The sequence below is a fragment of the Clostridium moniliforme genome (assembly GCF_017873235.1).
Taxonomy (GTDB): Bacteria; Bacillota; Clostridia; order Clostridiales; family Clostridiaceae; genus Clostridium; species Clostridium moniliforme.
Genome location: NZ_JAGGJZ010000001.1, coordinates 536,083 through 550,734 on the forward strand (window position 1 = coordinate 536,083; position 14,652 = coordinate 550,734).

At 26.3% G+C, this 14,652-nt stretch carries 16 protein-coding genes and 1 other RNA gene; 2 read left to right on the forward strand and 15 right to left on the reverse strand.

What is annotated here, in order from left to right; genetic code table 11:
• The 4 genes from folE to J2Z53_RS02550 are packed head-to-tail and all read right to left on the reverse strand — an operon-like array spanning position 1 to position 3,249.
• A complete protein-coding gene (gene folE, locus J2Z53_RS02535) occupies positions 1-555 on the reverse strand; it encodes a GTP cyclohydrolase I FolE (protein ID WP_209795648.1) in 555 nt (184 codons plus the stop codon).
• A complete protein-coding gene (locus J2Z53_RS02540; RefSeq protein ID WP_209795649.1) occupies positions 556-1,314 on the reverse strand; it encodes an aminotransferase class IV in 759 nt (252 codons plus the stop codon).
• Positions 1,311-2,660, reverse strand: coding sequence for an aminodeoxychorismate synthase component I (pabB, locus tag J2Z53_RS02545; RefSeq protein WP_209795650.1), 1,350 nt, complete (start codon positions 2,658-2,660; stop codon positions 1,311-1,313). Before pabB ends, J2Z53_RS02540 begins: the two co-directional genes overlap by 4 nt.
• Positions 2,650-3,249 carry an anthranilate synthase component II gene (locus J2Z53_RS02550; RefSeq protein ID WP_209795651.1) on the reverse strand — a complete coding sequence of 200 codons (600 nt, stop codon included), beginning with the start codon at positions 3,247-3,249 and terminating at the stop codon, positions 2,650-2,652. Before J2Z53_RS02550 ends, pabB begins: the two co-directional genes overlap by 11 nt.
• A 120-nt stretch (positions 3,250-3,369) precedes the next feature.
• On the opposite strand from J2Z53_RS02550, the gene J2Z53_RS02555 reads away from it, so the two are divergent.
• Positions 3,370-4,203 (forward strand): PHP domain-containing protein, encoded by an 834-nt coding sequence (locus tag J2Z53_RS02555; protein WP_209795652.1) that lies wholly within the window; start codon positions 3,370-3,372, stop codon positions 4,201-4,203.
• A 71-nt stretch (positions 4,204-4,274) separates the two neighbouring features.
• Here the strand turns inward: J2Z53_RS02555 and J2Z53_RS02560 are convergent, their stop codons facing one another.
• From J2Z53_RS02560 to J2Z53_RS02575, 4 genes are all read right to left on the reverse strand, one after another.
• The gene (locus J2Z53_RS02560; RefSeq protein WP_209795653.1) at positions 4,275-4,490 is read right to left on the reverse strand and encodes a phage holin family protein; all 216 of its coding nucleotides are present in this window, start codon (positions 4,488-4,490) and stop codon (positions 4,275-4,277) included.
• Between the two features lie 103 nt (positions 4,491-4,593).
• Entirely contained in the window at positions 4,594-5,973 is a 1,380-nt protein-coding gene (locus tag J2Z53_RS02565) for an aminopeptidase (protein WP_209795654.1), read from the reverse strand.
• Between the two features lie 89 nt (positions 5,974-6,062).
• Positions 6,063-6,974 carry an HPr(Ser) kinase/phosphatase gene (gene hprK, locus J2Z53_RS02570; protein ID WP_209795655.1) on the reverse strand — a complete coding sequence of 304 codons (912 nt, stop codon included), beginning with the start codon at positions 6,972-6,974 and terminating at the stop codon, positions 6,063-6,065.
• A 14-nt stretch (positions 6,975-6,988) separates the two neighbouring features.
• The gene (locus J2Z53_RS02575) at positions 6,989-7,183 is read right to left on the reverse strand and encodes a DUF896 domain-containing protein (RefSeq protein WP_209795656.1); all 195 of its coding nucleotides are present in this window, start codon (positions 7,181-7,183) and stop codon (positions 6,989-6,991) included.
• A 308-nt stretch (positions 7,184-7,491) separates the two neighbouring features.
• Between J2Z53_RS02575 and J2Z53_RS02580 the strand changes: the two genes are divergently transcribed.
• Positions 7,492-7,698: a hypothetical protein gene (locus J2Z53_RS02580; protein ID WP_209795657.1), complete on the forward strand. Its 207-nt coding sequence runs from the start codon at positions 7,492-7,494 to the stop codon at positions 7,696-7,698.
• A 60-nt stretch (positions 7,699-7,758) separates the two neighbouring features.
• On the opposite strand, the gene ssrS is transcribed toward J2Z53_RS02580, so the two are convergent.
• From ssrS to J2Z53_RS02615, 7 genes are all read right to left on the reverse strand, one after another.
• A non-coding RNA gene (gene ssrS, locus J2Z53_RS02585) (6S RNA) lies at positions 7,759-7,952 on the reverse strand.
• Positions 7,953-8,023: 71 nt separating this feature from the next.
• Positions 8,024-8,419 (reverse strand): hypothetical protein, encoded by a 396-nt coding sequence (locus J2Z53_RS02590; protein WP_209795658.1) that lies wholly within the window; start codon positions 8,417-8,419, stop codon positions 8,024-8,026.
• Between the two features lie 16 nt (positions 8,420-8,435).
• The gene (locus tag J2Z53_RS02595) at positions 8,436-8,678 is read right to left on the reverse strand and encodes a DUF1292 domain-containing protein (protein WP_209795659.1); all 243 of its coding nucleotides are present in this window, start codon (positions 8,676-8,678) and stop codon (positions 8,436-8,438) included.
• Between the two features lie 133 nt (positions 8,679-8,811).
• Positions 8,812-11,100 carry an RNA polymerase recycling motor HelD gene (helD, locus tag J2Z53_RS02600; RefSeq protein ID WP_209795660.1) on the reverse strand — a complete coding sequence of 763 codons (2,289 nt, stop codon included), beginning with the start codon at positions 11,098-11,100 and terminating at the stop codon, positions 8,812-8,814.
• Positions 11,101-11,194: 94 nt separating this feature from the next.
• A complete protein-coding gene (locus J2Z53_RS02605) occupies positions 11,195-11,710 on the reverse strand; it encodes an ECF transporter S component (RefSeq protein ID WP_209795661.1) in 516 nt (171 codons plus the stop codon).
• Positions 11,711-11,878: 168 nt separating this feature from the next.
• A complete protein-coding gene (locus tag J2Z53_RS02610) occupies positions 11,879-12,952 on the reverse strand; it encodes a pyridoxal phosphate-dependent aminotransferase (protein WP_209795662.1) in 1,074 nt (357 codons plus the stop codon).
• A gap of 122 nt (positions 12,953-13,074) precedes the next feature.
• The gene (locus J2Z53_RS02615) at positions 13,075-14,454 is read right to left on the reverse strand and encodes an APC family permease (protein ID WP_209795663.1); all 1,380 of its coding nucleotides are present in this window, start codon (positions 14,452-14,454) and stop codon (positions 13,075-13,077) included.
• Between the last annotated feature and the right edge of the window lie 198 nt (positions 14,455-14,652).

Genomic DNA, 14,652 nt, shown 5'->3' on the forward strand with positions numbered 1-14,652 from the left:
CTATCTCATAAGGGAAAGAATTTCTCCTCTAAGTTCCCTATCCTCTTCACATACACCTCTATAAGTAGTTGTTATTGTTTTTGTTCCAGGTTTTTTAACTCCTCTCATTGTCATACAAGTATGCTCTCCTTCAAGAACAACAATAACTCCCTTTGCATCTAAATACTTCATAATATCATCTGCAATTTCACAAGTTAATCTTTCTTGAAGCTGTGGTTTCTTTGAATGTAATTCCACTGTTCTTGCAAGTTTAGAAAGCCCTGCTACCTTTCCATTTGGTATATATGCTATGTGAGCTTTACCAAAGAAAGGTACAAAATGATGTTCACACATTGAATAAAAAACTATATCCTTTTCTATAACTAAATCATCTCTTGAAACAGTAAAGGCTTTGCTTAAATATTCCTTAGCATCTTTATTAAGTCCTGCAAAAATCTCTTCATACATTCTAGCTATTCTCTCAGGTGTTTCTATAAGTCCTTCTCTATTTGGATCTTCCCCAATTCCTTCTATTATTAATTTTGCCCCTTCAATTATCTTATCTTTGTTTATCATTTATCCTTTGCCCTCCAATTTTATTAAATCTTCTCTATACTTATTGCTTATAATATTTGTAACATCTTCTTTATTAAGTTCTATATCTTCTATAAAATTAACTTTCATTATACCAATTAAACTGTTAGTTAAAAATACTTCATCCATATTTTTTAATTCTTCTAATGTAATATTACACTTAGAAACTTTAAAATTTCTTATAATCCAATCTCTTACTGTTCCATTTAATAATCCATTAGAACATTTTGGAGTATATATTTTTTTATCTTTTATACAAAATACATTAGAAACTGTAGTTTCACATAAATATCCCTTTTCATTAAAAAATATAGCATCATTAAAGCCTTCTTTTGCTGCCTTTCTTTTTTCTAATATATTTTCAATATAATTAGTAGACTTTATTCTAGGCATAATAGATGTTGAATTTCTAAGTACTTTTGAAATTTTAAGGTTAAATCCTTTTTCATACATTTCATCAGTATAACTATTGTCTCTTGTAGTTAATATAATATTTTTTTCTGTAACTGTTATCTTTAATGCTTTATTTACTAATTTTAATTTATTTATATATTCTACTACCTTTTCTTCTTCTATTAAAGGAGACATGTTTAAAATTTTTAAAGCTTTTTTCAATCTTTCTATATGAAATTCTAAAAAATAAGGGCTTTCATTAAAAAAAATTGTTTCAAAAACCCCTTCTCCAAAGAAAACGCCATTATCTAAATTAATTTTATTTTTATCTATTATAATCTCTCTCATCTTAACACCTGCATTAATGCCTTTGCCTTTTGAAGTGTTTCATAATATTCATCTTCTTCATCTGATTCAAAGGTTATTCCTCCACCTACTCCAAAGTAAGCTTTGTTATCCTTTTTTAGTATAGTTCTTATTACTATATTAAAGTCACTATTTCCCCTTAAATCAAAATATCCTATACTTCCTGTATAAAGATTTCTTTTAACCCCTTCAAGTTCTTCTATAATTTCCATTGCACGAATTTTAGGTGCACCTGTTATAGATCCTCCTGGAAATGCTTCTTTCATACATTTAACTGCTGAATTTTCCTTTTTTAATTTTCCTTCTATTGTAGAAACTAAATGAAATACAGTTGCATATTCTTCTATTTTAAAAAGCTCACTAACCTTTACAGAATTATTTTCACATACTTTACTTAAATCATTTCTTTCTAAGTCAACAATCATAAGTAATTCTGACTTATCCTTCTCACTATTTTGTAGCTCTCTTCTAAAAATATCATCCTCTTCTTTATTTTTGCCTCTTGGTCTAGTTCCCTTTATTGGACGAGTATTTACATTTCCATCCTTTATTTGAATAAATCTTTCAGGAGAAGAACTTATAATTTGAAAGTCCTCATAATTTAAAAAAGCTGAAAAAGGTGCCTTATTAATACTTCTTAATTTAGAATATATTTTAAAGGAATCCTCTAGGGATTTACAATAAAATCTTTGAGTCATATTGGCAATATATATATCACCATTTACTATATATTCCTTCATCTTCTTAACTGCATTAATATACTCTTCCTTTGTGAAGTTAGAATAAAATTCATTCTTTCCTTCTCTTATAGTTTCATAACCTTTAGGAGATGCATATTTTATTTTTTCTTTAATTAAATCTATATCCTCTTCTTTTTTTAATCCTAAAGATGTTATAAAAGTTTTATTTTTTATTAAGTCAAAAATTATTATATTATTATATAATATAAACCTCATATCAGGAATAGTAAAATCTTCTTTTGCTATATTAGGTAGCTTTTCTAATAATCTTCCTGCATCATAGGATATATATCCTATATATCCTCCAATTAAAGGAATATCACTTTCAATATGTAATTTATAATTTTCTATTCTCTTTTCTAACTCTAAAAAGCCATCTCTTTCTTCTATTTTTTTAGAATTTATATAAACTTCTCCATTTAAAACTTCAAAGGTTTCAATTGGATTTATTCCTATAAAAGAATATTTTGATAACCTTTCATCTTCCTTTGAACTATCTAAAAAAACACTATCTTTTTCTTTACTAAATAAATTATATATATCAAAAGGAGATAAATTTGTTTTAATCTCTTCTATACTAAATTTCATTTTTTCTCTCCCTTCCTTTTTCTTTGCAAATATTAATAAAATTATTAAGAAGTGTATGTCCTTCTTCTGTAAGTACTGCCTCTGGATGATATTGGACACCATATATAGGTAAAGATTTATGTTCAATTCCCATAATAACTCCATCTTCTGTTACTGCAGTAATCTCTAATTCAGAAGGTAAGTTTTCCTTTTCTATAATTAAAGAATGATATCTTGTAACTTTAATTTCCTTTGGAATACCTTTAAATATTCCCTTTCCATTATTTAAAACCTTAGATATTTTCCCATGCATAGGTCTTGTACCTTTTACTATCTTACCTCCAAAGTATTCCCCTATACTTTGATGTCCAAGGCATATTCCTAAAATAGGTATTTTTTCTTTAAATTCTTCTATTATTTTTAAAACTTCTCCAGCATCCTTAGGACTTTTAGGTCCTGGTGATATAACAATTCCATCTGGATTAATATTATTTATTATGTCACTATTTACTTCATCATTTCTAAAAACTTTTACTTCTTCATCTAATTCATTAAAATATCTAACTAAATTGTAAACAAATGAATCATAATTATCTATCATCACTAACATAATATCCCCCACTTCTATTCATTTATCTTATCTTATGCTAAAATACTTATAATATTTAAATTATAGCATAGCTTTTTATCTTAAAAAAATAAATAAGCTTAAGAAAGGAGTTTAAATTATATGCCAAAAGTTGATTTTCATGTACACACAAATAAATCTGATGGAATACTTAGTCCAAAAGAAGTTGTTGATAGAGCATATAAAAACGAAGTAGAAATACTTGCAATAACAGACCACGACACTATAAATGGTCTTTCAGAAGCAATAGATGAAGCAAAAGTTAAAAATATAAAATTAATTCCTGGAATAGAATTTTCATGTAACTATAACAATGAAAGTATCCACTTATTGGGATTTTTTGGAGATGATAGTTATAAATCAGAAGATTTTATTGAAATATTAAACAATATACAAGAAAAAAGACTATTAAGAGCAAAAAAAATGATAGAAAAACTATCTGATGAATTTAATATAAACATAAATTTTGAGGATGTTTTAAAACATGGTAAAAATATAATTGCAAGACCTCATATTGCAAAGGCAATAATAGATGCAGGTTATCCTTACACTCATGATTATATTTTTGATAATTTTATTGGAAAGGATAAACCAGCTTATGTACCAACTAATAAAATAACTATTGAAGAAGGTATAGAACTTCTTCATAAGTTTAATGCTCTTGTATTTTTAGCTCACCCTGTATTAATTAAAAATTCTCCTTTAGAAGATTTTTTAAAATTTAATTTAGATGGAATTGAAGCAATATACTTTTTAAATTCTAAAGAAGATGAAAAATACTTATTAAATTTTGCAAAGGAACATAATCTTTTAGTTTCTGCTGGTTCTGATTGTCATGGTGATTTTAAAAACGATAAACGTCATGGTGATATAGGAGATATGACTTTAAAAGATGAATATTTAAGTAAACTGCTAGAAAAATTAAATACTAAATAAAATAAGTGCCTATTTTACTTTAATTATAATTGTAAAATAGGCACCTTTATTTAATTAAAGAGGTGTCATTTTTATTTATTACACTTATTTTTATCATCAATATACCATTTGCAATCAGTTGTTGGATTACTTAATATACCTAACATTACTAAAATAGAAAGTATAGCACTTGTTATTTCTTGATAATTATCTGGTAAAACATCAAATCCAAATGCATGTAAAACCATTGGAATTAACGCAGCAATAGATATCCATAAACCATAATTTCTAAAACGTGATTTATCCATTATATACTTTCCTCCTTTGTATTATTAATATATGTAAGTATATTAATTAAGTTACAAAAATAAAAAAAGCTTACCTTAAAATAAGGTAAGCTTTTTTTATTTATTAAGCTTCTTTTAAGAAAGCAACATATCCATTTTTAGTTTCAAATACGTCAACTTTTGATGCAACTTCCCATGGTGCATGCATATTTTGAAGAGCAACTCCACAATCAATTACTTCCATATTATATTGTGCTAATATATAAGCGATTGTACCACCGCCACCTTGGTCAACTTTACCAAGTTCTGCAGTTTGGAAAGATACATTATGTTTTTCCATCATAGCTCTAAGTTCTGCAATATATTCTGCATTTGCATCATTACAGCCACCTTTTCCTCTTGCACCTGTATATTTATTAAATACAATTCCTTTTCCAAAGAAAGCAGTATTTTTCTTTTCCATTACTGATGGATAATTTGGATCGAAGGCTGCACTAACATCAGATGAAAGCATCTTTGAGTTAGTTAAACATCTTCTTAATTTTATTTCTGAATAATCTCCTACTCTATCCATAACTTCAGCTACTACATTTTCAAAGAATTTTGACTGCATTCCAGTAGCTCCTATACTTCCAACTTCTTCTTTATCAACAAGTAAGCACACACAAGTTTTATCTTGTGCTTCCTTAATTTCTGTTAAAGCTAATAATGAAGTATAAGCACAAACTCTATCATCTTGACCATATCCCATGATCATACTTCTATCTAATCCATAATCTCTTGCATTTCCAGCTGGTACAACTTCTATTTCTGCTGATAAGAAGTCGTCTTCTTCAAAGTTATATTTTTCTTTTAATATTCTAAGAATGTTTGCTTTAACAGCATCTTTTTCTTCATCCTTTAAAGGCATACTTCCAATTAGAACATTTAAGTCTTCTCCTTCAACTACTTTTCCAGCCTTTTTATCCATTTGATCTGCTGCAAGGTGAATTAAAAGATCAGATATTCCAACTACTGGATCACTTTCATCTTCTCCAACAACTACATTTATTTTTGTTCCATCTTTTTTAACTACAACTCCATGTAAAGCAAGTGGAAGAGTAACCCATTGATATTTTTTAATTCCACCATAATAATGAGTGTCTAAAAGAGCTAAATCAGTATCTTCATATAATGGATTTTGTTTTAAATCTAGTCTTGGTGAATCGATATGAGCTCCTAAAATCTTAAGACCTTTTTCCATTTTTTCTTTACCAATTACAAATAATGCTAATCCTTTTCCCATATTATTTGCATAAACTTTATCACCAGTTTTTAAAGTTTCATTAGAATTTATTACATCTTCTAAATTTTTAAATCCATGTTCTTCTGCAATTTTAATTGATTCTACAACGCATTCTCTTTCTGTTTTGCATTTTGAAATAAATTTCTTATAACCCTCATTGAAATTAAATATTTCTTGAATTCCTTTCTCATCATACTTTTTCCAAGCATTCTTTGCCATATAAAATTCCTCCCTTTTGTTAATTATATTATTATCTTTATCTTTTGTTATTTATATTATTATTATCTTTGATAATAATAATTACATTTTTAATTATCGCTTATTTGACTTATTCTGTTTTCTATAATGTCAACTGGTGTCTCTTTAGACATAAGTGAATATCTAAAGTTTACTGCAGCCGCCTCAATAATTACTGCAATATTTCTACCAGGTCTTATAGGAACAGTTAATTTTCTAACTGGAACGCCTAAAACATCCATATACTCATAGTTTGTTCCTAACCTATCATAGTCCCCTTCGCTTTTCCAATGTTCGAAATGCATTACAAGTTTAATATCCTTTTCTTGAAGAACTGAACTTAACCCATATAATGCAGAAACATCAATTATTCCAATACCTCTAACTTCAAGCATTCCAATAGTTATTCTAGGAGATGAACCAATAAGTTCACCATCTATTTCTTTTATATCAACAGCATCATCTGTTACTAATCTATGTCCTCTTTTTATAAGTTCAAGGGCAACTTCACTTTTTCCTATTCCACTTTCTCCTGTTATTAATATACCTATTCCATAAACATCAACTAAAACTCCATGTAGTCTAGTTTCTGGTGCTAATTTATCAGCCATATAAATAGTTAATTTACTAATAAAATTTGTAGTTACCATGCTACTTCTTAAAACCCAAATTTTCTGTTTTTCAGCATATTTTATTAATTCTTCATGTGGTACAAGATCTCTTGTTATTATTACACACTTCATATCAAAGCTAAAAAACTTTTTAAGTCTCTTTTTTCTTAACTCAACTTGCATGTCATCTAAAAAGCTCCATTCAGCCTTTCCTATAACTTGTATTCTTTCAGGTGTAAAATAGTTATAAAATCCAGATAGTTGCAGTCCAGGCCTATTGATATCGCTTACATTTATTTTTTCACCTTCACATCCTTCTACCAATATTTCAAGGTCGAAGTCTTTAATTAATTTTTCAACAGTTACTGCCATATACTATCCACCCTTTATTTCTTTTTCTTAAGCTCTATTCCTTCAAGTTGAGCTTTAAAATTTTTCTTAACATTATTTATATATCTTTGTCTTAATTTTTTTTGTAATTCTTTTTCTTCCTCTGTTAATCCATCTTCTTTACTCTTTTTGTACAACTCATTTATTTTAACTATTACTTCATCTATATTCATCTTATCTATATTGTTCATATAATACTCCTTACAAAATCAAAAATTTTCTCTTTATACTTATTTTACTAATATTTTTATACATAATCAACTTTTATCACCAATGATTTTAACTTTTAAACAACTTATTTACAATTATTTATTTTATAGAATAATTTAATGCAACAAATATCCCTATAATACTTATAAAACCATCATTTTATAAGTATTAACGAGCTTTTTTTACCATAAAAAATTATTTTTTGTCGCTATTTGTATAACGATTAATTACCATAATATTGTAATAAATGTTATAATATTACTATAAATTTGTAAAGAGAGGTATTTTTATGTCAATAAAAAAATTAAATAAAAGAATTAAAAATAGAAAATTATTATTAAATATATTATTAAAATTTATAAGCCCATCTAATAAATTTATAATAAAACTTTCTCAAAATTTAGATAAAGACATAAGTCGGTATCAAGTTTTTATGTATAAACTTCATTTAAAGAAATTAAAAAGACGTAACACAATAAAAAGTTTAGCAGCTTAATTTATTTAATTATTTGTAAAAAAAATACCTCTACTAAAGAGGTATTGTTTCTACAAATATATCATCCCAACATGCCGTTTGCTTATATATTCAAAACCTGCTCCTCACAGGTGGGTTTCACTCATATTATCTCTGCCATCTCCTGTCATAGTGAAAGCAAAAGCTTTGAAGCCCGACATAACTAATACTGTTGCAAATCCCGTTTCACATATGTAGGTTGAACATGATAAGCTTGGCGAACATCTCAGGAATGTTATGCTTTTATTATAACACATTTTTTTATCATTTCAAGCTTTTATTAAAACTCTATAACATTAATTATTATCTATAAGTAATCGTTTAACATATCCTCTAATGATAAATCACAGTCCTCTGTACAAAATACTGCAACAAATTTAATATAATCTGTATTATTACCATCTATATTTAATTCATGCGCCATTCCTTCAACTTCAAATTCATCACCTATATCTTCAATAATATTTTCAATATTATCTTTAGCAATATCTAAAAGATAAGGTATATACCAATCTTTCTTCCATTCTTCACTTTCCTTTTCTGTATCACTTTCTTCGTTTGCATAAGATTCAGCAGCTTTAAGCTCATCTCTATCAAAATCATAGAAAAATTCCACTATTACCTTATCATCATCTACTAGAATCTCCTCAATTTCTGTTAATCCATTTTCTTCTAACATTTCAATAATATCAAAAGCTCTCATCTTTATTACTCTCCTTTTAGTATATAAGCTTACTATATTCTTTTTTTACTGCTAAAAATTCTTTATCATCTTCAACAAGATTTAACTCTTCTTTATCATCTACTTTATCTATTCTAAAAACAAATATGTCTTCTGCATCTTCCTCAACAGGTGTTAATAATAAATATTCCTTCTTTTCAAGAAATATTTTTGCAACAGCCTCAAAATCTACTTTATTTCCATCCTCATCTTTAAAAGACATTATCTCTTTTTCTTCCATATATGTATTCCTCCTAATATTTTTATGTTCTTATTATAATTATAATTGCCTATAAATACAAACCTAATATAGGTAATTTTAAAAAAGACTACCTAAAAATATAAAAAATTTTTAAGTAGTCCTTTAATATTATTTATTTAATTAAGGAAGTTATACCTTCTAAATCTATAATATATTCAGTATGAAGTGCTCTAGTAAGAGATACATATAAAAGTCTTTGATCTAATATACTATCTTCATTATAACTAACCTTGCTTGGATTATAAATTATACTACAATCAAACTCTAATCCCTTTGTTAAATATGATGGAATTATTATATTGTCCCCTTTTGCTTCCTTTTCTTTTCCTTTAATTCTTTGGAATTTATATTTACATTTTCTCCTTAAAAGTTTTTCTAATTTTTCTGCTTCTTTTGAATCTTTTGTTATTAAAGCTACACTGCTTTTCCCTGATTCTATAACTTTATCTATTATATTTTCTACTGTCTGCATTACTTCTTTTTCATCTTTTAATTTTATTATTTTTGGCTTTTCTCCATGCCTTAAAACAGGTTTTGCATCTTTAAGTCCAAGATTTTGAGCATCTAATGCACCTTTTGCAAAATCTATAATTTCAACAGTTGAACGATAACTTTGAGTTAAACTTATAAATGTTGCTTTATCTTTAAATAATCCTTTAGTTATATCTTCCCAAGTTTTAAGTCCCTTATAATAATAAATTCCTTGAGCTAAATCTCCAACTAATGTTATAGAATTTCCCTTTGCCATTTCATTTACTAAATATATTTGAAAAGGACTATAATCTTGTGCTTCATCTACAACTATATGTTTAAACTTTTCATTATCTTCTATTCCTTCAAGTAAAACTCTAATATATAAAAGTGCAGCTAAATCATCTTCATCTATTATTCCTTCTTCATCTCTTTTATTAAATTCATCTTTCATAAATTTTGCTAAAGCCTTTGGAATCTTACCATCTGTAGCTATTTCGAATAATTCAGTGTCATTATAAAAACCTCTATATATATCACTTGAATTTATACCTCTCCAAGCCTTAAAGTAATCATTCATTGCAGTCTTAGCATTGTTTTTAATAGAATTTTTAATTCTATCTCTTTCATCATAAAGTTCTATAAGCCTTTTTCTTCTATCTTCTGAATCTTCTTCATTAAGTTTTATTTTTCTTATTTTACTGTCCCATTCTATATTTACCTTTTCAAGAACTATCTGAATTTTTTCTTTAAGTTTTAAATTTAAATATCTTTTTATTTCATCTTTTCTTTTATTTATAGGATATGATTTTAAGTCCTTTAAATATAATCTCATTATTTCTTTTCTATTAAATAATATTTGATTTTCTATCTCTATATCTTTAATATCTAAAGCCCTTCCTTCAATTAAAGTTATATATCTGTCAATCATTACTTTAAAAATCAGTGATCCTCTTATTTTTGCTGAGTTTATTATTAATTTCTTTTTTAACTCATCATTTTCTTCCATTATACTTTTAAGTTTTTCATCTTTATTGTATATTTTACCTTTAATCTTAGCTTTAGATTTTGCCATTTCTTCAAAGGTACTTTGCTTTACTTCATTAGCTCCAAGGCTTGGTAAAATTTCTGAAATATAATCTAAAAATAACTTATTAGGAGCAAGAACTAGAATATCTTCTCCACTCATATTTTCTTTATATCTATATATAAGGTAGGCAAGCCTATGAAGGGCTATTGTTGTCTTTCCAGATCCTGCTGAACCTTGAACTATTATAGGTAAATTCCTAGGCCATCTTATAATATCATTTTGTTCCTTCTGAATTGTTGCAACAACTTCCTTAAGTTTCTTTCCTCTACTTTCTTCTAGATTAATTTTAAGAAACTCATCAACTAAACCTTGACCTTCTTCTCCATTTATCATAAGTTCATTTATACTTTCATCAAAAATTCTTTCAAGTATTCCTTCTTCATCAAACAAAAATTTCCTTTTTAATGAAAGTTCACCCTCTATAATTCCTGCTGGTGCTTTATAATAAGCCTCTCCCCCAGTTCCACTATAATAAAGATCTGCAACTGGTGCTCTCCAATCAACAACAACTTCTTCTCCATTTTTAGAACTACTAATCCCATGCTTTCCAATATAAATATTTTCTATTTCTGCTGATCTTTTTTCTCTAAAGTCAACTCTTCCAAAATAAGGACTATTATATACTTCTTCATATTTTTGTATATCAGTTTTTGCAAGATTCATAGCTTTTTCTATAGATTCTTTTTCAAAGTTATACTTTCCTTTTAGTGCCTTACTTAATTCTGTAAATTTATTAGTTATTTGATCAACATAATTTTGCTTCTCTAAAATTTCCTCATCTATAAGTTTTCTTTTTTCTTTTAGTATTAATCTTTCTTTATTTAATTCACTATTACTCAAAATAAATACCTCTTAATTTAAATATTATCTATAAAACTTCTAGTACTTATTATATACTTAAATACTTCAAGGTATCTAGTAGAATTATTTTTATTTATTCTTCCTGAAAAATTGTATATATTTTCTTGTTTCTAACCTTTGCAAAAGCATTTAAAAGCCCATAACTTATAAATGCATCTACTATATGATGCAAAAATGCACCTACAAATGTTACAATTAAAAGCTGAAATAAATCAAATCCAACAAAAGGTATAACTACTAAAGTTTCAAGTCCAGAATGTAAAACTGATGTTATTGCAGTCATTTTTGTATAAGACTTATATTTTTGTATAAGCTTTGCTCCAATATATCCAACTATAATATGAGTCGCTGATCTAAAAACTACTGGCATTGGCATTCCTGCTATAAAAAAACCTAAAGTAGATCCAATACCTGTAACTACTGCAACCATTGGTGATATCATAATAGATATAAACATTGGTACATGAGCTGCTAAAGTTGCACTAAATGGTGGTATATAAATTTTTAAAAAACTAAATTGTATAGGAATTATTATTGCAAGTGCTGTTAAAAGTGATGCATATACCATTTCTTTTGTTTTATTATTCATAAAAAATCTTCCCCCTTTTTTTGTTTAGTGTATATACACTAACATACTCATTATATATTGATTGGAAAAATTTTTAAAGCACTTTAATTTTTTTAATAAAACTTTATAATAAAAAAAGAGCTATGCACATTAACTATTTAGTGCCTTAGCTCAATTTTATAATTACTATTAATTTATATTTTTAAGTTCTCTTATTAAAAATTCATTTTCTTCATGTTTTAAAACACAAACTCTGAAAAATTTATTATCTAATCCTTCAAAGGATTCACAATTTCTTATTATAATCTTTTTGTTAATTAATTTATCATATATATAATCCGCTGTTAATCCTTCTTTTTTTATTTCACATAATATAAAGTTTCCTTTACTATCATAGATTTTAATCCAATCTATAGTACTTAGTTCTTCATTAAGATATCTTCTCTCATTTGTCATATGATCTATTGTATTATTTATGTAATCTGTGTCATTAAACATTTTTTCTCCCATTAAAGTTGCAAAAATATTTATATTCCATAAGTCTAAATTAAATGAAATTCTATCTTTAATTTTATAATTAGATATTAATCCATATCCAAGCCTTATTCCTGGAGTTGAAAAAAACTTTGATGTTCCTCTAATTACAAAAAGATTTTTATATTCATCTACTAAACTTGTTGATGAATATTCTTTTGTATTAGTAAATTCTACATAAGTTTCATCTACCATAACAAAAGCCTTTGTTTCTTTTAAAATTTCTCTAATTTCTTCCTTTTTAAAAGCAAATCCTGTAGGATTATTAGGATTACAAATAATTATTAAATCATAATTTTCTTTTATTATTTTTTCTTTTAGACTATTAACATTGATTTTAAAATCATTTTCTTTTTTAGCAAAGTATTTTGATATTTCACATCCTATCTTTTTAAGTTCTTTTTCATATTCAGAATAGGCTGGTGATAAAAGTAATGCTCTTTTAGGATGAACTGTACCTATAAATAAAGTTATAAGTTCTGTTGCACCACCTCCTAAAATAATATTTTCACTCTTACAGTTACAATATTTTGATATTGAACTTTTAAGATTTTTATATTCAGGATCAGGATATATTGAAACCATATCTATATTATTTATAACAGCTTCCTTTGCTTTCTTTGAAGCTCCAAAAGGATTTATATTTGAACTAAAATCTAAAATTTCTTTTCTATTTATTCCAAGTTTATCTGAAAGTTCAAAAAGGTTAGCACCATGATTAATTGACATAATAATACCTCCTATCAATATTATCTACTATTTACTATTATAATAAATTTATCTTAAATTAATAATAATTTATGAGATATTATAATAAATTTTAAGCTAAACATTTCTTATATAATAGCTAATTATTTATCTAATTCTTTTGTAATTAATGAATTTTTCTTACCATAACCAAAATATCCTATAATCATAAATCCTAATATAATTAAAAATATAATCCATGTTGTTTTCTTTAAATTTAACATTAAAAACAAACAACATAAACTTCCTAGTAAAGGAAGTATAGGAACAAATGGTGTTTTAAAACTTCTTTTTATGTTAGGATATTTTTTCCTAAATATAATTATTGAAAAGCATACAAATCCATAAACAAGTAAAAGTGCAATACTTGCAAAATTAGCTAAATCCTTTAAGTTAAAAAATCCCGCAAGAATTGATGATATAATTCCTATAACCCAAAGTGAAACAAATGGAACATCATTTTTATCCTTTTTACTAAAAACTTTAGGAACTAACCCATCTCTACTCATTGTTGATAGTATTTGAGAAGTTGCAAAATTTCCTGCAAATATTACTGCAAGTATTCCAATAATTGTTCCTAATGAAACAACAAAAGCAACCATTGGTTTTCCTGCAATTTTTAAAGTATAAGAAAGAGCATCTGGAACATTTAAGTTACTATATGGTGTTATTCCTGTTAAAACTAAAGAAACTCCCATATAAACTAGTGCACATATAAATAATGATGTTAAAAGTCCAATTGGTAATGCCTTTTTAGGATTTTTTACATAAGGTGCTGCTGATGCTGTTGCATCAAATCCACAATAAGCAAAAAATACAGATGCAGCTCCAGTCATAACTCCTGAAGTTCCATAAGGTGTAAATGGTATCCAATTTGATGTATTCATATGCATTGAACCAACTACTAAAAATAAAGCAATAACAAAAAGCTTTACTATTACCATTGCATCATTTACTTTTTTACTTGATTTTGTTCCACCTGAAATAACAAATGTAATAAGTATTATTGCAGAAATTGCTGGTAAGTTAACTATTCCACCTTTTGCTGGTATTGTTGTAATTGCTTTTGGCAAGTGTATATTAACTACATCTAACAAACTTAAAAGATAACTTCCCCAACCTGATGCAACTGTTGCTGTTGAAAGAATATATCCAATTACTACACTCATTCCCACAATATAAGCAATGAATTCCCCTAATGTTACATATGTAAATGTATATGATCCTCCAGAACTTTGTATACTTGCACTAAGTTCTGCATAACATAAAACTATTAACGCTGCTGCAATAGCTCCAATTACAAAAGAAATTGTAACTGCTGGTCCTGCCTCTTTAGCTGCTACTATTCCAGTTAAAACCATAACGCCTGTTCCTATAACAGAGCCTACACTCATTAATGTTAAATCTAATGTACTTAAATTTTTTTCACTATCTTTAACACTTTGAGATACTTTTTCAATTTTTTGAGTTCTAAAAATACTCAAATAACTCACCTCTTCTGTTCATAAAAATTACTAAATATTTTTTAAATAATACTAAAATAAAATAAAACTTTTTTAATTTTAACACAGAGATTATAGCAATATTCTAAAAAATTTCTATGTAAAATTTCTTTCAAAATAGTAAACTTTTATTTTTTTATAATCTTTTTTATAAAATTCATTTATTATTTATCCTATATT

Bases quoted from the DNA above. Each gene is read 5' to 3' on its own strand.
- folE (WP_209795648.1), bottom strand. From the start codon at position 555: ATGATAAACAAAGATAAGATAATTGAAGGGGCAAAATTAATAATAGAA.
- J2Z53_RS02540 (WP_209795649.1), bottom strand. From the start codon at position 1,314: ATGAGAGAGATTATAATAGATAAAAATAAAATTAATTTAGATAATGGC.
- pabB (WP_209795650.1), bottom strand. From the start codon at position 2,660: ATGAAATTTAGTATAGAAGAGATTAAAACAAATTTATCTCCTTTTGAT.
- J2Z53_RS02550 (WP_209795651.1), bottom strand. From the start codon at position 3,249: ATGTTAGTGATGATAGATAATTATGATTCATTTGTTTACAATTTAGTT.
- J2Z53_RS02555 (WP_209795652.1), top strand. From the start codon at position 3,370: ATGCCAAAAGTTGATTTTCATGTACACACAAATAAATCTGATGGAATA.
- J2Z53_RS02560 (WP_209795653.1), bottom strand. From the start codon at position 4,490: ATGGATAAATCACGTTTTAGAAATTATGGTTTATGGATATCTATTGCT.
- J2Z53_RS02565 (WP_209795654.1), bottom strand. From the start codon at position 5,973: ATGGCAAAGAATGCTTGGAAAAAGTATGATGAGAAAGGAATTCAAGAA.
- hprK (WP_209795655.1), bottom strand. From the start codon at position 6,974: ATGGCAGTAACTGTTGAAAAATTAATTAAAGACTTCGACCTTGAAATA.
- J2Z53_RS02575 (WP_209795656.1), bottom strand. From the start codon at position 7,183: ATGAACAATATAGATAAGATGAATATAGATGAAGTAATAGTTAAAATA.
- J2Z53_RS02580 (WP_209795657.1), top strand. From the start codon at position 7,492: ATGTCAATAAAAAAATTAAATAAAAGAATTAAAAATAGAAAATTATTA.
- J2Z53_RS02590 (WP_209795658.1), bottom strand. From the start codon at position 8,419: ATGAGAGCTTTTGATATTATTGAAATGTTAGAAGAAAATGGATTAACA.
- J2Z53_RS02595 (WP_209795659.1), bottom strand. From the start codon at position 8,678: ATGGAAGAAAAAGAGATAATGTCTTTTAAAGATGAGGATGGAAATAAA.
- J2Z53_RS02605 (WP_209795661.1), bottom strand. From the start codon at position 11,710: ATGAATAATAAAACAAAAGAAATGGTATATGCATCACTTTTAACAGCA.
- J2Z53_RS02610 (WP_209795662.1), bottom strand. From the start codon at position 12,952: ATGTCAATTAATCATGGTGCTAACCTTTTTGAACTTTCAGATAAACTT.